Below are 16,986 nucleotides of genomic sequence, written 5' to 3'. Positions count from 1 at the left end.
GGCGGGAGGCGATAGTTGTCGGACACGATCTTCGGTATGGCGCTCGTAGGGCGTTGGCTCGTGGTGAAATGTCGACATTGTAGAAAATGATCAATTATATTCCATGAGAGATGGCCCGTCATCAACCAGAGAATGTGCATAATCCCAAAGGCTTTGAGATCTAACATCTAAAAATGCCTGCACATTATCATCCAGCAAGCAGTGCGTAGCTTGCTCATTTATAAATTGAGAAGCAAGGACGTCTTCTCTCCCGTCCTCGAACATTCTAATGATGTATTGCCGCCAATCGTGACCTGCGCCGGTTTCTTCTGAGCTATTAGACAATATAATATTCGGAAATATCCTTGCAGAAGGGCCAACATCGTATCCATGACGAGCTAGATCACTTCGATCGAAAATTGATTGAAACGATGTTAAATCTGAAGCGGACATAAAAGCGCTAGCGGGGATAACCTCCCCAGTAATCAAGCTTTTAGCTTTGTGATGGGCAAACATTGCTGCGAATGCCCCAGACAATGCTTTGCCAGTTATCAGCCGTCGACCTTGAAAATCTTGAGCGTTGAGTCGCAGCCTCGGTTCAAGGCCACGCAAGCGCCCAGAAAGCATCGTCCGCCAGTTATCGACGGCCTTCACAACGTAATGATCTGGCTTACCACGCAAGCTTTCGTTGAATCCAGCGGCCCAGAACCAGCGAGTTAACGCGCCGACCGTATCAGGATCGCGCTCGTTCTCTACGGCCAGGGCCTTAAACAGCACCAATATCTGTCCTTCATAAGGTACATAGGCCATGTTTTCGATCTTCAGCCAATTTCTTAAAAAATCGAAAACGACTTTGATTTTTATCGGAAACTCGTGAAACGCAGAAATTAGATCCGCAGCGCTTCGACTTCGAAGTGAAAGCAGTCCATCGTCTGACGGGTCAACGCCTAGCAAAAGCCCGACGCACTTAATTATCGTCTCATCGAATAGCTCAAATCCATAGTCTTCTATTGAGCTATGGGCTTGATCGAGAAAATGGTTCAGATCAAAATTCTGGTTCCATGTGATCGCTCGCATGAAGTCGACCGTATCAAGTCTAGTACCCGTCGAGTTTGTTCGCTCGAAAATACCAACTACCCGTTCCACTTCCGCGCCCGTTATCTTCACAATGGGGATCATATAGTCTTGGAATGCAGCTTGAGTCGCAAGCATCTCATCCAAAAGCTCGTCACCATCGGGCAAACTGGCAATCCTAGCCTGTTGTTCAAGCAAGTGACGCGGTGATAGAATAGAAGAAATTGGAATCGAAGATTCCTCTGCATAAATAGACCGGTCGGTCGCGTGATAAAATATCTTTGCTCTGAGATCATACCTCACATCAAAAATTTCATCCGCCCCATCCTTGAAATGAAATGTTCCATACAAAGATGACAGTCTCTGCATGCCATCTAAAACATAGCTTGTAGGATATAATTCAGGAACTTCAGGAAAAGATGTTACCCTGTTACTAGCAATTTCTAAGACTTTCCTGTCAACACTCCACAGAAGAATGCTTCCAATAGGATACTGTTCCCGGACACTGTTTAGTAATTCAATAATCTGCCGAGGTTTCCAAACGAATTCCCGCTGAAACGCAGGTATACGAAGTTCCCCGGCTCCAATCTGCCGAAATACCGTAAACAGATGGACCACCGAAGGCTGCGGGGCGCTGATCATGATTTTTGATCTCCTTCGCCATGCTCGGCGGTTTGTTCAGAAGAAGGGTGTGGCACATACGCCATCATATCAGTATCGAGCGTTTCATCTGTCCTGCCGTCAAGACTTTTCGAATTCGCGCTCGATTGATTTGGATTTATTCCAAGTACGTCGTCGCGAAAAGTCTGAATGATCCCTTCTAGCAAATGAAGTGTGTGACCGAGGTAGGTCGCTTTAAATTGCTGACTTTCTGGACGCCATTTCCAGTCTGTGTCGCTCCGACTACTCGAGAGATTTCTAGTGCCACCATATAAATCGTGGGTTAGGCCGGTAATCAGTTCAGTTAGCTGCGTGGTGATTTGAATTTCTAACCAAATTTGGCGGACTGCCACCTCATCGCCGCTAAGTATTTCTCCGCTTATTTTCATGTAGCAATGCCAAGAATGATATCCATTATCAGTACTCATGGGATAATGGCGAAATTCAATGTTCTTTTCATCACACATGTCTTTGATGCCGAGAGCTATAAACTCGGGGCCGTCCATGTACTTGCATACCAACCTAGTCCGAAAAAGATCATTTATTTTGTCGTGCTCCAGAAAGTTATCTTTTGTTACAATTTTGAACTTTTTTGGGGCTAATGGAAAATCTCGGTTCCAAGCGCAATTTAAACGATAAATTTTGTTTTTGACGCTTTGGAATGGCTTAACAAGAACAGGAAATTCAGTTGGCTTCGAATTATAAAAAAGAAGATCAGGACGTCCACCCGCATAGCTTTTTGCAAGATCTGTGAGCTTATTTGACAGGTCTGTCATCAGCTGACTGGTTTGGAGCTGCCCCTGAAGGCCGCGCATCATCAAATCATAGGCGCGACCGTCGTATGTTGCGGGGAAACCAATGGCGTCGCCGTGCTGTAAAAAATACTCGATTTCCGACAAAGGTTTCTGCGCCATAGCCCAGTTGCGCGATAAAGCTGGTTTTCGTCAAGCTCAAGTCAAGCGGTTAGCAGACCTTCCATGCTTCAAAGCCGCCAATCACCTAACCACCGTCGCCGGGCATCATCACGGTGACAGCGCCTCCGACCGAATGACCGCTTTCGGGTAATTCAAATGAGCCGCCGAACGGCGAAAATTGGCGCAATCCGGCGCGTAATCCATACCTGCCGCCATTTTGCAGGCGGCAGGTCAGAAGCTCAGATCCAGTTACGGCCATCCACCGAGCAACCATAGGGGGGCAACTGGCCCGGGAACCGCGATTGCATCTTGTGGCAGCCCCAATCCCGCAAAGGCGCAGGCATATAGCCATTCAAAGCGACGCCAACCTCGTCGTAAGGACTGCTGCCTTGCGCCACATACATATACCATCGGCCGCCGAACATCACGATCACAGCCACGACGACAACGATTATAACCCTAAGTAATTTTTGCATTTCTCATCCGAACCAAGTGGGAGGATCAACGGCCTTTGCCTCCCACGGCAATCACTATCAAGCGCCTTGCCAGTCGATTCATCCGATTGATGCCCGGCGCCGGGCTGCTCCCGACCACCGGGCGCTGCTATCCGGTGACAGTGGCCGCATGCTGCTTGGCCGCCAACGCCCCCTTACGGAACTTCCATGCCACCGGTTTAGGCAACCGCCCTGCCTGGCGTGCCATGAAGCGATCCACGGCATGGCCGCGAATGGGCGATACACCAAAGCCGGAAGCCGACTAGGATATCAAAGCGAAATCACCGCCAGGGTCAGGATCGCAAGCGAGGACGATATCGTCATCCTCGGCGACAATGATAACCCGCCTTGGCACCGGCTTGGGGATGCTTCCGGGGAAGCGCGCGTCACCATCAATCTCGACGAGGTAATGCTCGGTCAAAGCCGCTCTCATCTCATCTGGTTGCTGCACAAACCATGCGGCGGGGAGTGCCTCTCCTAACTGGTCAGGACGCGGCGTCGGCACCACGAAGGTTTCGATTTCCGTCGCCACCTGCCGCCTGGCATCGGCAACTGGAATGCGCGCGTCCATATTCCCGAATGTTCGTCGAAGGCGCTGCGGTAGCAAGGTCCGCTCCCCAAAATCCTATTCCTCTTCCAAAATAGGATTTCATCTGATCTATCCTTGTCGATGGACCAGCAGCCCGACCCCAATCCGCCCGCAGCCGACCGCGTCCGCTGGACGCCGGAGCGGCAGCGCCTTTTCCTCACCACCCTGCTCGCGACCGGCAATGTGACGCAGGCGGCGCGGGCCGCAGGCATGTCGCCCGCCAGCGCGCATCGGTTGCGGCGGCGGCTGGCGGGGACGGTGTTCGACCGGACATGGACCAGCGCGCTCGCGCTCCATGCGCAGAGCCTCGCCGATCCCTTCGCTGCCCATTCCGGCCGGCCCGCCGTCCCGGCCGATGTGACCCGGCCGGCGCGTCGCTGATGCGTGGGGGGCGCGTCACTATGACCCTCGCGGCGCGTCATTGTGACCCGACAGGCGCGTCGTCGTCGCGTCGGGGGCGCGTTCCCGGCGCGTCGCTGGCGCATCCGGCGCGATTTCGCCGCGAATATGGAACCAGCGACACTGTGAACTTCGCGGGCGTGACCCGGTGATGACCGTCCCGCCGCGCCCCTCGGCCGCGTCCTTCATCCACCCGCGCGCACCTGTCCCATATCGGGCCAGCGCGCCATTAACCCCGTTCCCGCCTTGGTCCTGCAATCGGCCGGGCCTATCGTCCACGCCATGCGTATCCTCTCCACCAGCCTCCTCGTCTCCGTCGCGATCGGCGCCACCGCGCTGGCGCAGGGCAACGCCGCGCCCTTCACCGTTACCGAAACCGGCCGCACCTTTGCGTCACTGGGCGACGCGCTCGCCGCGATCGGCGACGGGCGCGGCACGGTGCTGGTGGCGCCCGGCACCTATCGCCAGTGCGCGGTGCAGCAGGGCGGCGACGTCACCATCCGCGCCGCGACGCCGGGCACCGCCATCTTCGACGGCGTGCCGTGCGAGGGCAAGGCGGCGCTGGTGCTGCGCGGCCGGTCCAGCACGGTCGAGGGGATCATCTTCCAGAATATCCGCGTGCCCGACGGCAATGGCGCGGGCATCCGCCTCGAAAGCGGCAACCTCGCCGTCCGCAACAGCCTGTTCCGCAACAGCGAGGAAGGCATATTGACCGGCGATCATGGCGACGGGCAGGTGGTCATCGACAAGTCGACCTTCCGCCATCTCGGCCGTTGCGACCGCGATCTCGACTGCGCGCACGGCATCTATATCGGGCGGCTCGCCAGCCTCTCCGTCACCAACAGCCGCTTCGACCAGGGCGATGGCGGCCATTATCTGAAAACCCGCACCGCCCGCGTCACCATCACCGGCAACAGCTTCGACGACAGCGGCGGGCGATTGACCAACTACATGATCGACCTCAGCAACGGGGCGAGCGGGGTCATCAGCGGCAACGAAATGGTGCAGGGCAAGGACAAGGACAATTGGTCCGCCTTCATCACCGTCGCGCCGGAGGGCCGCGAACAGTCGAGCGCCGGACTGGTGATCGATGGGAACCGGGCGGGTTTCGTGCCGGGGGTCGAGCGCAATTCGACCTTCGTCGCCAATTTCACCGATGATCCGGTCCGGATCGGCGCGAACGATCTGGCGCCGTCGATGAAGGTCAAGGACCGGCGTTGAGGGAGGGCGCTGACTTTTCGGGGCCGTTCTGCTAGGGCAGGGGGATGCGAACCACCTATGACAGCGCGACCGTCCGCCTCTACCATCTGGGCGATGACGGGGCCGCGATGACCATCATGTACGGGCCATTGTCCCAGGCGCTCCACGTCGCCGAACAACAGCCCGCCGAAGTGCAGGACGGCCTCTTCCTGGCGACCGACAATGACGTGGTCGCCTATCTCGACCTGATCGAGGGGTAGGTTGAGCCGGCATCGGCCGACCCAACCGTGCGGGGATCAGGCCGCGGCCTGTTCCTCCCGGCCATAGGCGACCACGGCCTCCACTTCGGCCGTATCGCCCAGCACCACGCCGACCCGCTGGTGCAGCCCCCTGGCGGGCACGTCCATGATCGGCATGAAGCCGTCGCTCGATGCGCCGCCGGCCTGTTCGATCAGGTAGCTCATCGGATTGGCCTCATACATCAGCCGCAGCTTCGCCTTGCCGGGGCTGCGGTGGTCATAAGGATACATGAAGATGCCGCCGCGCTTCAGGATGCGATGCACGTCCGCCACCATGGATGCGGTCCAGCGCATGTTGTAATCCTTGCCGCACGGCCCCGCCGCGCCCAGGACGCGCTCGTCGACATAGCGGGTGACGGCGGGCGACCATTGGCGGCGGTTCGACATGTTGATGGCGAACTCGCACTTGCCCTGGGGCATCTGCATGTTGGCGTCGGTCAGGACCCAGCTGCCGACCTCCCGGTCGAGGGTGAATTCATGGACGCCGGCGCCCACGCTCAGCACCAGGATCGTCTGGGGACCGTAGATCGCATAGCCGGCTGCGACCTGCTGGCGGCCGTCCTGGAGGAAATCCTCCTCCGTCACGTCCCGTCCGGCGCAGCCTTCGGGGGCTTTCAGGACGGAAAAGATGGTCCCGACCGACAGGTCGACGTCGATGTTGCTGGACCCGTCGATCGGGTCGAACAGCATCAGATACTCGCCCTTGGGATAGCGGTTGGGGATGGGATAGATGGTCTCCATCTCCTCCGAGGCCATGGCGGCGAGGTGGCCGCCCCATTCATTGGCGTCGAGCAGCAGTTCGTTGGCGATCACGTCCAGCTTCTTCTGCACCTCGCCCTGCACATTCTCGCTGTCCAGGCTGCCCAGCACCTCGCCCAGCGCGCCCTTGCCCACCGAATGGCTGATGGTCTTGCAGGCGCGGGCGACGGTTTCGATCAGCAGGCGCAATTCGGCCGGCAGGGCATTGGCCTGGCGCTGCTGTTCGATGAGGAAGCGGGTGAGGGTGGTTCGAGCCATGAAACGCCTTTCGCGAATGGGTCGGGAGATCGCGGCCGGGGCCGGACCGGGGATGACACGCCCTCGCTACGGGAGAGAAACGCCCTAGTCCAGCCGGACGCGACGTCCCGTGTCCCTGTTAGCGTTGTCATGTGACAAACTATGTATGGCGGAACGAGAGGCCGCTCCTGTCGTTGCGCTGGCGTGCCAATGGGCACGACAAAGAGGAACATCATGGACAGTCTCATCGCCGCCTTCACCGATCCCACGGCCCTTGCCGCGCTCATCGCGCTGGTGGTGATGGAGGTCGTGCTGGGCATCGACAATCTCGTCTTCATTTCCATCCTCACCAACAAGCTGCCGGAGGCGCAGCGGCCGAAGGCGCGGCGGATCGGCATCGGCCTGGCGCTGGGGATGCGCCTCGTCCTGCTGTCGATGATCGCCTGGATCGTCGGGCTGACCCAGCCGGTGTTCGACCTGGGCCTCAGCGGCCCGCTCGACACGCATGGCGCGCCGACCTTCGAAACCGAATTTTCCTGGCGCGACATGATCCTGATCGGCGGCGGCCTGTTCCTCATCTGGAAGGCGACGAAGGAAATCCATCATAATGTCGACCCGTCCGGCAGCGACGATATGCTCGACAAGCGGAGCGTTGCGACGATGACCTTCGGCGCGGCGATCGTGCAGATCATCCTGCTCGACATGATCTTCTCGCTCGATTCGATCCTGACGGCGGTGGGCATGACGGACAATCTGGCGGTCATGGTGATCGCGGTGGTCGTGGCGGTGACGGTGATGCTGCTGGCGGCGGACCCGCTCGCCAACTTCATCGCGCGCAACCCGACCGTGGTGATGCTGGCGCTGGGCTTCCTGCTGATGATCGGTGCGGTGCTGATCGCCGATGGTTTCGGCGTGCATGTGCCCAAGGGCTATATCTACGCGGCCATGGCCTTTTCGACGCTGGTCGAGTGCCTCAACATTTTCGCCCGCCGGGCGAAGGTGCGGCGCGGGGTGGAATAGCAGCGGCGGCTCCGGGGCCGGGCAGGAGCGGGGCGGCAAAGCGCCGCTCCACTCGCCTTCACACGCTGCGCATGTCCAGCACCGCCAGCGCAGGCGCGAAGCGGTCGAGATAGGCCCGCTCGCGGCTGGGCCTGGCGAGATGATAGCCCTGGAACAGCGAGCAGCCGATCACCCGCAGCACGTCCATCTGGGCCTCGCTCTCGATCCCTTCGACCACCACTTCCATGCCCAGCCCCTGGATCAGGCCGACGACGGCGCTGCATATGGTCCGCGCTTCGGCCGAGGTGGCGATGTCCCGCACCAGGCTGCGGTCGATCTTCACCCGGTCGACGGGCAATTCCCGGAGGCGCGCGAGATTGGAATAGCCGGTGCCGAAATCGTCTATCGCGATGCGGACGCCATCGTCCCGCAGCGCGCGCAACTGGGTCAGGATGCGCGGCTCCATCTCCATGGCGAGCGATTCGGTGATTTCCAGTTCCAGCATGGCGGCGGGCGTCTCATGCGTCGCCATGGCGTGGCGCAGGCGAAGGAAGAAATCGGCCTGCGCCAGTTCGCGCGTGCTGATGTTGATGGCGATGCGCTGCGTCATGCCGGCCTTCGCCCAGCGCGCGGCGGTTTCGCACACCCGGCTCATCACCCAGTCACCCAGCGCGACGATCGCGCCGCTTTCCTCGGCGACCGGCACGAACGCGCCGGGCATCACCAGGTCGCGTTCGGGATGCGCCCAGCGCACCAGAGCCTCGGCGGCGACGGCGTCACCGGTGACGATGTCGATCTGCGGCTGGAATTCCAGCAGGAATTCCTCGCGCTGGAGCGCCAGCAGCAATTCGCGCTCCAGTTCGGCCCGGTCGGCCGCTTCCAGCGCCAGTTCGGCGGTGTAGATTTCCGCGCGTCCGCGCCCCTCATGCTTGGCATGATACATGGCGATGTCGGCGGCGCGCAGCAGGGCGGACAGCGTGTCGCCATGGTCGGGATAGCAGGCGATGCCGATCGACGCGCCCAGCTCTACATGCTGGCTGCCCAGGTCGAACCGCTCGCTCAGCGCGAACTGGATCGCGCGCGCGATCCGCGAGGCTGCGCTGCGACCCGTGAGGGTGGGGAAGAACATGGTGAATTCGTCGCCGGCGAGGCGGCCGATCACGGCGTCGCCGGTGCCGTTGCTGACCTGCGCCATCACCACTTCGCGCAGCCGCCCGGCAACGCGTGCGAGCAACTGGTCGCCTGCGGCATGGCCCAGCGTGTCGTTGACGCCCTTGAACCCGTCCAGGTCGATGAAGAAGAGCGCGGCCATGCCGGCGTCGGTCCGCTCCGCCAGATGGCGTTCCACCTGGCGGCAGAAGCTGGTGCGGTTGGCGAGGCCCGTCACCTGGTCGAACAGGGCGAGCGCCTGCACATGATCGAGATTGGTGCGAACCTGACTGAACAGGCTTTCCATCGCGACCGACAGGTCGGGCAGTTCCTTTGCGATTTCGCTGGGAACGGGCGATTGCAGGTCGCCATGCGCGGCGCACACCAGCCTCTCGGTTGCGACATCGATTGCGGTGGCGGTGGCAGCCATGGACCGGCGGGCCGACGCCCAGCTCATCGTGCCGCACAGGATCGCGATGATCAGGGCGCGCCCGATCCGCAGCAGGTCGTCCTCCTGCCCCGCCGTATAGCCGAGCATCATCGAAAGGATGAACACCAGCGCCCCCGCGGCGCAGGCGAAGGCAGTGGCGCGGCTCTTCAAGGTAACGCCCTGCATTCGCCTCCTGCCCGATAGCCGCCCCATATGGAGCCCCGATCCACCGGATATGAAGGACAGTGGTTAAGAAAATATCAGCAACCGGCGGGATCGGCGCTATTTTTTGCGACGCAATATAAGATAGATGGCGCCGTCGCCGCCATGGCGCGGATGGGCGATCCGGACGCTGGCAATACGGTCCGCATAGGGGCTGGTTTCCAGCCAGTGGCCGATTTCTCCCCGGATGGCGCCGCGCCGTGCCGTGCCTGCTCCAACCGCATTTTTGGGTGGCTTTCCGGTTACGACCAACATGATGCGGGCATCCTGGGCCAGCGCCTGGGCCAGCGCCTGATTAAGCCTGTTGTGCGCTGCGGCGAGGCTGTGGCCGTGCAGGTCGATGCTCATTTCGGGGGTCAGGCTGCCGCTACGGATTCGGCGTTCCCAGCTTGAATCGAGCGTGGCGGCGGGCGTCGCGACGGGCTTGGCCGGGGTGGCGGGGCGGGGCGGCGGCGTTAACCCTATCTTCGGTGTCGGGGTGGGCGTGGCGACCGGCGCCGGCCGTCGCTGGCCCGGCCGCAGCGGCCGTACCGATCGTGTCAGCGCGTCCCAGAGCGCCTCTTCATCGACTGTGAGACGGCGCCGGACCATGGCCCGACCGTCAGGGGCGCGCGAGCCGCGCCGCCGATCCGATCGGCAGCAGGATGAGGGCGCTGCCCCGCGCCGACATGCCCCCGGCGATGCCGCGCGCCCGCGCGCCTGCGCCCCAGAAGCTGTCAAAGCGGTTGGCGCCCTTGATCGCCCCGCCCGTATCCTGCGCGATCCAGATGCCATTGGGTTCGGCCCGGTCGAGGGATAGCAGCACCGGTGCGCCCAGCGGAATGAATTTCGGGTCGGCCGCGACTGTCGCTTCCGGCGTCACCGGCACGCCGAGCGCGCCCAGTGGCCCGGCGCCGGTCAGTTCGCGGAAGAAGACGAAGCTCTTATTCTCGTTCATGATCGCTGCGCCCTCGACGGGGTTGGCGCGCAGCCAGGCCATGATGTCCTGCATCGACCCGGCCTGAATCAGGCCGCGATCCTTCATCAGCTTGCCGATACCGGTATAATCGCGGCCATTCTGTCCGTCATAGCCGATACGCATGACGCCGCCGTCTGGCAGGTTCAGCCGGCCGCTCCCCTGCACCTGGAGAAAGAAGAATTCCACCGGATCGGCCGCCCAGGCCAGTTCCAGCCCGCGCCCCGCGAGCGATCCGGCCACTATCCGGCTGCGCTCGTCATAGGGGATGAACTTCGTCCCTTGCACCTTGCCCCGGATCGACTTGCCTTTCAGGCTCTCGCTGAACTGGCCGAGATCGACATCGATGAGGTCGGTCGGACGGCGATAGATGGGCACGTCATAGCCGGGCTGGCGGACGCGCGATCCGCTGATCTCCGGCTCATAATAGCCGGTGACGAAGGCCGTGCCCTCGCCCACCTGCACCGCTTCGAAATAGCGGGAGAAAAATTCGCTGGCTGAGGCTTCGGGCCAGCTCGATGCGGCGGCGCAGCTATTGTTCCAGTCGGCCCCCCTGGTCAGGCCGCTCTGGTCGGTGCGGCGCATCAGCGTCGGGCAGGACAGGCGGAAGGCCTGGAGCGCGAGGCGGGCACGCTCGCCCGAAGGTATCAGTCCGGCAATGTCCGGACCCTTCGTCACGCCCAGTCCGGCGGCGGTGCTCTGGTCAAGCGCCGGTTCGACAGGCGGCTGGACCGGCAGGGCAGGGCGGGGGGTAGCGGGACTGGGGCGGGTTGCCGTCTCGCCGGAAGGTCGTGTCGGCGCCGGACCGCCGGCGGACGGAGGGATCACGCCGCCCGCGCAGGCCGACAGCAACAGTGCTGCGGCCAGTACGCCGCCCGATTGCCGGAAATTCATGCCCCGATCGCGCCCCAGATCACGCTTCGTCGGTTTCGCTGAGCTTCCAGTTCGGGTCCGCGCTGCGAATGTCGCGGCTGAAGGTCCAAATGTCCTTGGTGCCGATCGCATCGGTCAGCGAGCCGGCGACGACATTGCCGTCCTTGTCGCGCGTGACGGCGGCGATGTCCGCTTCGAAGCGCAGCGCCACCTCGGCGATGCGGTCCTTGATCGATGCCTCGACGATCTGCGCCTTCTCGATCCGCACCAGCCGATTGTCGAGGACATGGCCCTGCGCCGCACGCGCGGCGATCGCTTCCTCGAAGGAAGCGAGCACGTCGGTGTCGCACAGCCAAGCCAGTTCGTCGCGGTCGCCGCGCCAGAAAGCCTCCAGCACCATCCGGTAGGCGCTCTTGGCGCCCTCCACGAACTGGGGCACGTCGAAGCTGCGATCGGCGGCGATCAGCGCGCGCACGCCCGTTTCCGCGCCCGGCGCAATCAGCCCTTCGGCCAGCCGCACCGAATCACCGCTATTCTGCGCGACCGGGCCGGGTTGCAGCACCGTCACCTTCGCGCGATCCTCCGCCGGGCGCAGTGCAGGCTCCTGTTCGTGCCCGGTACGCTTGCCCAGCACAGAATAGAGCCGCAGGGCCAGGAAGCCGGCGATCATGGCGAGGATGACGATCACATACACGGGGGCTAATACCCTTTGTTCAAAATCAGGTTCCATCGACAACATAGGCATGTTTGCCCGCAACTTCAAATGGCGGGTTGACGGCGGCGCCATTGCCCTCCTCCAGCGCCCCTGCTAAGCGCGCGGGTCATCATATTCCGGGGGCGAGCCGCCGCCGGCCAACAGGGAAAGTCAAGGTAGAGAGCATGGCCGACGAAGCCGACACCAGCACCACCATCAACGTCCAGCCCAATGGCGCCGACACCGCGCCACAGATCGCGCTGATCAGCCAATATGTGAAGGATCTCTCCTTCGAAAACCCCAACGCGCCCGCCGTCTACCAGTGGCCGGACCAGCCGCAGATCGACGTCCAGTTCAACATCGGCGCCGACCGCGTGGGTGAGGAAGTGTTGGAAATCGCGCTGAAGATCGACGTCAAGGCGGTTGCGCCGCAGGGCACCGCCTTCGCCGTCGAGCTGCTCTATGCGGCGCTGTTCGGGATGCGCAACGTGCCCGAGGATCAGGTCCAGCCCTTCATGCTGGCCGAAGCGCCGCGCCTCATCTTCCCCTTTGCCCGCCGCGTGCTGGCTGATGCGATCCGCGACGGGGGCTTCCCGCCGCTGCTGCTCGAGCCGATCGACTTCGGCGCGCTCTACCTGCAACAGGCGCAACAGATGGAAGCGACCGCAGGCGAGCCGGCCGGTCACGCCTGATATAAGGATGTCCCTGGCCTTCGTTCGCCCTGTTCAGGCGAGCCACGCGTCTCGCCCGAATGTCGAAGCGTCGCTCTTTCTTGAAGAAAAGAAAAGGGCTTAGACAAGCTCGGGCCGAACGGGGGAAGGGATCATTTGATGAAACTCGTCCGCGCTCTCGGTTCGGTCGGCGGGCTGACGCTGGCCAGCCGCATCCTGGCGCTAGTGCGCGATTCGCTCGCGGCGCGTTATGTCGGCGCGGGCTTCGCGTCGGACGCGTTCAACGGCGTCGCCTTCCGCCTGCCCAACATGTTCCGCGCGCTCTTCGCTGAGGGCGCCTTCGCCGCCGCCTTTGTGCCATTGTTCAACCGCAAGGCGGCAGGGGAGGGCGGGCTGCCCGCCGGCTTCCATTTCGCCGAGCGCGCGCTGGCGGTACTGCTGCCGGTCCTGATCCTGTTCACCGCGATCCTGATCGCCGCCGCCTGGCCCGTGACCTGGGCGCTCTCGGGCGGCTTTTCGCGCCAGAATCCAAGCGCCGAGCAATTCGCCTTCGCTGTCGCCCTCTCGCGCATCACCATCCCCTATCTGGCGCTCATCAGCCTCGCCTCGCTGCTGGGCGGCATCCTCAATTCGCTCGACAAATTCTGGGTCAACGCCGCCGCCCCGATCCTGCTCAACCTCAGCATGATCGCGGGCCTGTGGCTGTTCCACGGCGCGGACGAATATGAGACGGCGCGAGTGCAGGCGATGTCGGTGACGATCGGCGGCGCGCTGCAACTGCTGTGGCTGATCTGGGCGTGCCGGCGCGCGGGCGTGTCGATGAAGCTGCGGCGGCCGCGCCTCGACGCCGACGTGAAGCAATTGCTCCGCCTGATCGTTCCTGCCGCCGCCGGGGCGGGCGCGTCGCAGATCAACCTGCTGATCTCCACCGCGCTGTCGGGCTGGCTGCTCGCCTCAGGCTCCATCACCTATATCTATTATGCCGATCGCCTGAACCAGTTGCCGCTGGGCCTGATCGGCATCGGCCTTGGCACCATCCTCCTCCCCACGATCTCGCGCATGTTGTCGAAGGGCGAGGAGCAGGCGGCGATGGAGACGCAGAATCGCGGCATCGAACTCGCCTTGTTCCTGACCCTGCCCGCCACCGTGGCATTCCTGGTCGTGGCGGAGCCGATCGTGCGCGGCCTGTTCCAATATGGCCGTTTCACGCCCGAGGATGCGATGCGCTGCGGCTGGGCGCTGTCGGCCTTCTCGATCGGCCTGCCCTCCTATGTCCTGGTGAAGGTGCTGACACCCGGCTATTATGCGCGCGGTGATACGAAGACGCCGGTGCGCTTTGCGATGGTCTCGATCGTCATCAACATCGTCGGGAACCTCGCGATGATCCCCACCCTCGGCCATATCGGGCCGCCGCTCGCCACCGCCTTGTCCTCCACCGTCAATGTCGCGATGCTCTATGCGACGCTGGTGAAGCGCGGTCATTTCGCGGCCGATGCCGGGTTGCGCCGGCGTATTCCCCGCCTCGCCCTCGCTGCGCTCATCATGGGCGGCGCGCTGTGGGCGGGGGAGGGGCTGCTCGACCCCTGGCTGACCGGCGCCATGCTCCAGCGTTATGTGGCGCTCGCCTTGCTCGTCGGCGCGGGCGTGACGCTTTACGGGCTGGCGTCCTTCATCACGGGCGCCTATCGGCTCTCCGACATCAAGGCGCTTATGTGCCGCAAACACGCAACCTCATAAGAACGGATCAGTCACATGCGCGTCCTTTCCGGCATCCAGCCGACCGGCAATCTGCACCTGGGCAACTACCTCGGCGCGATCCGCAACTGGGTGCGGATGCAGGATGAGATGGACAGCGGGGCGGCCAACACGGACACGCCGACGAAAACGCCGGGCCAGTGCTTCTTCTTCCTCGCCGACATGCATTCCATCACCGTGCATGAAGGACGCGAGCAGCGCATCCGCAACGTCCGCGACATGGCCGCCGCTCTGGTCGCCGCCGGGATCGACCCCGATCGCTCGGTCCTGTTCAACCAGGCGCGCGTGCCGGCCCATGCGGAACTCTGCTGGCTGCTGAACGGCACGGCGCGCATCGGCTGGCTCAACCGCATGACCCAGTTCAAGGACAAGGTCGGCAAGGACCGCGAGGGCGCCTCGATCGGCCTGTTCGTCTATCCGGTGCTCCAGGCGGCCGACATATTGCTCTACAACGCGACCCATGTGCCGGTGGGCGAGGACCAGAAACAGCATCTGGAGCTGGCGCGCGACATCGCGACCAAGTTCAACACCGATTTCGGGGTCGAGTTGTTCACGCTGCCCGACCCGATCATTCCGAAGGAATCGGCGCGGATCATGTCCTTCCGCGACGGCACCGCGAAAATGTCCAAGTCCGACCCGAGCGACATGAGCCGCATCAACCTGACCGATGACGATGACGCCATCATGCAGAAGGTGAAGAAGGCCAAGACCGATCCCGAACCGCTGCCCGAAACGGCGGAAGGGCTGGCGGGCCGCCCGGAAGCGAACAATCTGGTCGGCATCTTCGCCACCCTGCGCGGCACCACACCGGACGCGGTCTGCGCCGAGTTTGCGGGCAAGGGCTTCGGCGCGTTCAAGCCGGCGCTGGGCGAATTGCTGGTCGAGACGCTGCGCCCGATTCGCGAGCGCTTCCTGGAATTGCGCACTGACGACGCGGCGCTGGACGCGATCCTGGACAAGGGCGCGGCCAAGGCGGCGGCGGCGGCCGAGCCGACGCTGCGCGCGGCCTATGACGCGATGGGCCTGATGCGCTGATAACGGAGGGGCAGGCGCGCGCGCGAAAAGGGCGCGCCCCACGTCTGCCCGGTACGGGTTCGGTCTCCGGGCGTCGTCCTTGAGGGCGAGAACATGGTTTGCGCCCATTCGGTCCGATCGTGCGTTCAAACGATGTTCAGTTGCCTTTTGCTAGCGAAGGGCGCAAGAATGAACCCAGGCTCAACGCCTGTCACAGGACGCAGAAAAATGACCCGTTTCAAGATGTTCGGCCTGATTGCAGCGCCCGCACTGGCGCTGGTGGCGTTGTCGGGCTGCGCCACGTCGTTCAAGGCTGATGTCGCCCGTTTCCAGCAACTCCCCGCCCCGGCAGGCCAGAGCTATACCGTCGTCGCCGACGATCCCCGGCTCGCCGGCGGACTGGAGTTCGCCCATTATGCCGATCTGGTCGGGCAGCGCCTGACCCAGACCGGCTATGTTCCCGCCAGCGACCCGGCGCGTGCCGACCTGATCGTCCGGGTCGCCTATGATGTCGACAATGGTCGCGAGAAGGTCCGCTCTTCCGGCTTTGGTGGTGATCCCTTCATGTATGGCGGCGGCTGGGGCTGGCGCGGCCGCTGGGGCCGCCCCTGGGGCTATGGCTTCTATGATCCGTGGCTGTTTGGCGGCGCGGGCTATAATGACGTGTCGAGCTACACTGTCTACACCAGCGACCTCAGCGTGAAGATCGACCGCGCGGCCGATAATCGCCGTCTGTTCGAAGGCAAGGCGAGCGCCCAGTCGCTGTCGAACAAGTTGACCTATCTGGTTCCGAACCTGATCGACGCGATGTTCACCAACTTCCCTGGCCAGAATGGGGAAAATGTGAAGATCACCCTGCCGCCCGAAAAGAAGGGCTGACAGACAAAGCGTACAAGGGGCGGCTCCCGGCCAGACCCTGACATGACCCGGCGCTTCGGCAGGAGCGCCGGGTTTTCTTTCGGGATCGCCGTGTCGTTTCGCGGCGCGCGGGTGAACGGCCGCTTGGGGTGGTTATGCGACAGTCAGCTTTCGGGGAAATGATTGGCGATAGCGGACGACGCGCGAAAAAAAACGTTCGGCATTCACCCACTTGCGATCATTCTGTCGCACGGTATCATCTAACGATGACCCGCGATCACAACCGTTACACGCTTATGCGTTGCGCTCTTGCCACGCCGATCGTCGTTAGTGGGTCAGCGCTGCTGACGGTTTGGGTCATTGAAGGAAAGCCGCCCATTGGGCTTGTACTGCTCACATGTGGAATCACCAGTTTGATCGGTTTGATCGGACCTAAAGTCAAAGCGCGTTCCCTCGGAGAGTGAACAGCCTGTCTCCACCGAGTTTGGTCAATCAGCCTTCTACGTGCTCTCTAAATGGGTGGCCAGTTTCAGTGAAGCGGATACTCTGATGGCGTGACCAAAATTGGTCCAGGCCGTGTGAAAACGCTGGAGCGGTGGTTTTGAGAAGGGAGTTCATTTCACAAAACCGCATTGCCGCGAGTTGAGCGCAGCCTTTCCTTTAGGTCGCGATGGCTTTGAGGATTGCCTTACTCCCCATGATGTTGAGCACCCTGGTCAAGTTGTAAGCGAGAACATGGAGCGCCATCTCGGTTGAGACGCG

General features: G+C 62.3%; 17 protein-coding genes. 8 read left to right on the top strand and 9 right to left on the bottom strand.

Going from position 1 to position 16,986, the window contains the following annotated elements; all coding sequences use genetic code 11:
• Positions 1-90: 90 nt before the first annotated feature.
• The 4 genes from A7Q26_RS20640 to A7Q26_RS20630 all read right to left on the bottom strand — a co-directional run bounded on the left by A7Q26_RS20640 (position 91) and on the right by A7Q26_RS20630 (position 3,692).
• Positions 91-1,695, bottom strand: a complete 1,605-nt coding sequence (locus A7Q26_RS20640) for a DUF262 domain-containing protein (RefSeq protein WP_084439255.1) — start codon at positions 1,693-1,695, stop codon at positions 91-93.
• The gene (locus tag A7Q26_RS24910; protein ID WP_084439254.1) at positions 1,692-2,627 is read right to left on the bottom strand and encodes a hypothetical protein; all 936 of its coding nucleotides are present in this window, start codon (positions 2,625-2,627) and stop codon (positions 1,692-1,694) included. Before A7Q26_RS24910 ends, A7Q26_RS20640 begins: the two co-directional genes overlap by 4 nt.
• 239 nt (positions 2,628-2,866) lie before the next feature.
• Positions 2,867-3,103: a hypothetical protein gene (locus A7Q26_RS20635; RefSeq protein ID WP_066863847.1), complete on the bottom strand. Its 237-nt coding sequence runs from the start codon at positions 3,101-3,103 to the stop codon at positions 2,867-2,869.
• 280 nt (positions 3,104-3,383) lie between these two features.
• Positions 3,384-3,692 (bottom strand): hypothetical protein, encoded by a 309-nt coding sequence (locus A7Q26_RS20630; protein WP_066863845.1) that lies wholly within the window; start codon positions 3,690-3,692, stop codon positions 3,384-3,386.
• Between the two features lie 99 nt (positions 3,693-3,791).
• Between A7Q26_RS20630 and A7Q26_RS20625 the strand changes: the two genes are divergently transcribed.
• The 3 genes from A7Q26_RS20625 to A7Q26_RS20615 all read left to right on the top strand — a co-directional run bounded on the left by A7Q26_RS20625 (position 3,792) and on the right by A7Q26_RS20615 (position 5,569).
• Positions 3,792-4,091 carry a hypothetical protein gene (locus A7Q26_RS20625; protein WP_066863842.1) on the top strand — a complete coding sequence of 100 codons (300 nt, stop codon included), beginning with the start codon at positions 3,792-3,794 and terminating at the stop codon, positions 4,089-4,091.
• Positions 4,092-4,391: 300 nt separating this feature from the next.
• Entirely contained in the window at positions 4,392-5,330 is a 939-nt protein-coding gene (locus A7Q26_RS20620; RefSeq protein WP_066865190.1) for a right-handed parallel beta-helix repeat-containing protein, read from the top strand.
• 44 nt (positions 5,331-5,374) lie between these two features.
• Positions 5,375-5,569 carry a hypothetical protein gene (locus A7Q26_RS20615; RefSeq protein WP_066863839.1) on the top strand — a complete coding sequence of 65 codons (195 nt, stop codon included), beginning with the start codon at positions 5,375-5,377 and terminating at the stop codon, positions 5,567-5,569.
• A gap of 36 nt (positions 5,570-5,605) precedes the next feature.
• Here the strand turns inward: A7Q26_RS20615 and A7Q26_RS20610 are convergent, their stop codons facing one another.
• A complete protein-coding gene (locus tag A7Q26_RS20610; protein ID WP_066863836.1) occupies positions 5,606-6,625 on the bottom strand; it encodes a class 1 fructose-bisphosphatase in 1,020 nt (339 codons plus the stop codon).
• 213 nt (positions 6,626-6,838) lie between these two features.
• Between A7Q26_RS20610 and A7Q26_RS20605 the strand changes: the two genes are divergently transcribed.
• Complete coding sequence (locus A7Q26_RS20605) at positions 6,839-7,624, top strand: TerC family protein (RefSeq protein ID WP_066863833.1); 786 nt, start codon at positions 6,839-6,841, stop codon at positions 7,622-7,624.
• Positions 7,625-7,682: 58 nt separating this feature from the next.
• On the opposite strand, the gene A7Q26_RS20600 is transcribed toward A7Q26_RS20605, so the two are convergent.
• The 4 genes from A7Q26_RS20600 to A7Q26_RS20585 all read right to left on the bottom strand — a co-directional run bounded on the left by A7Q26_RS20600 (position 7,683) and on the right by A7Q26_RS20585 (position 11,926).
• On the bottom strand, positions 7,683-9,368 hold the full coding sequence (locus A7Q26_RS20600; RefSeq protein ID WP_066863830.1) for a putative bifunctional diguanylate cyclase/phosphodiesterase: 1,686 nt from the start codon (positions 9,366-9,368) through the stop codon (positions 7,683-7,685).
• A 96-nt stretch (positions 9,369-9,464) separates the two neighbouring features.
• The gene (locus tag A7Q26_RS20595) at positions 9,465-9,995 is read right to left on the bottom strand and encodes a Smr/MutS family protein (RefSeq protein WP_066863827.1); all 531 of its coding nucleotides are present in this window, start codon (positions 9,993-9,995) and stop codon (positions 9,465-9,467) included.
• A gap of 10 nt (positions 9,996-10,005) precedes the next feature.
• Positions 10,006-11,253, bottom strand: coding sequence for a murein transglycosylase A (gene mltA, locus A7Q26_RS20590; protein WP_066863824.1), 1,248 nt, complete (start codon positions 11,251-11,253; stop codon positions 10,006-10,008).
• Positions 11,254-11,272: 19 nt separating this feature from the next.
• Positions 11,273-11,926: a Tim44/TimA family putative adaptor protein gene (locus A7Q26_RS20585; RefSeq protein ID WP_066863821.1), complete on the bottom strand. Its 654-nt coding sequence runs from the start codon at positions 11,924-11,926 to the stop codon at positions 11,273-11,275.
• Positions 11,927-12,111: 185 nt separating this feature from the next.
• Here A7Q26_RS20585 and secB point away from each other — a divergent pair, with 185 nt between their 5' ends.
• The 4 genes from secB (at position 12,112) to A7Q26_RS20565 (ending at position 16,245) form a co-directional block, all read left to right on the top strand.
• Positions 12,112-12,618 (top strand): protein-export chaperone SecB, encoded by a 507-nt coding sequence (secB, locus tag A7Q26_RS20580; RefSeq protein ID WP_066863817.1) that lies wholly within the window; start codon positions 12,112-12,114, stop codon positions 12,616-12,618.
• 138 nt (positions 12,619-12,756) lie between these two features.
• The gene (gene murJ / locus A7Q26_RS20575) at positions 12,757-14,334 is read left to right on the top strand and encodes a murein biosynthesis integral membrane protein MurJ (RefSeq protein WP_066863814.1); all 1,578 of its coding nucleotides are present in this window, start codon (positions 12,757-12,759) and stop codon (positions 14,332-14,334) included.
• Between the two features lie 15 nt (positions 14,335-14,349).
• Positions 14,350-15,387, top strand: coding sequence for a tryptophan--tRNA ligase (gene trpS / locus A7Q26_RS20570; RefSeq protein WP_066863812.1), 1,038 nt, complete (start codon positions 14,350-14,352; stop codon positions 15,385-15,387).
• A gap of 207 nt (positions 15,388-15,594) precedes the next feature.
• The gene (locus A7Q26_RS20565) at positions 15,595-16,245 is read left to right on the top strand and encodes a DUF4136 domain-containing protein (protein WP_066863809.1); all 651 of its coding nucleotides are present in this window, start codon (positions 15,595-15,597) and stop codon (positions 16,243-16,245) included.
• Positions 16,246-16,986: the final 741 nt, after the last annotated feature.

The sequence above is a fragment of the Sphingobium sp. TCM1 genome (assembly GCF_001650725.1).
Taxonomy (GTDB): domain Bacteria; phylum Pseudomonadota; class Alphaproteobacteria; order Sphingomonadales; family Sphingomonadaceae; genus Sphingobium.
This window is presented reverse-complemented; position numbering and strand designations above follow the sequence as displayed.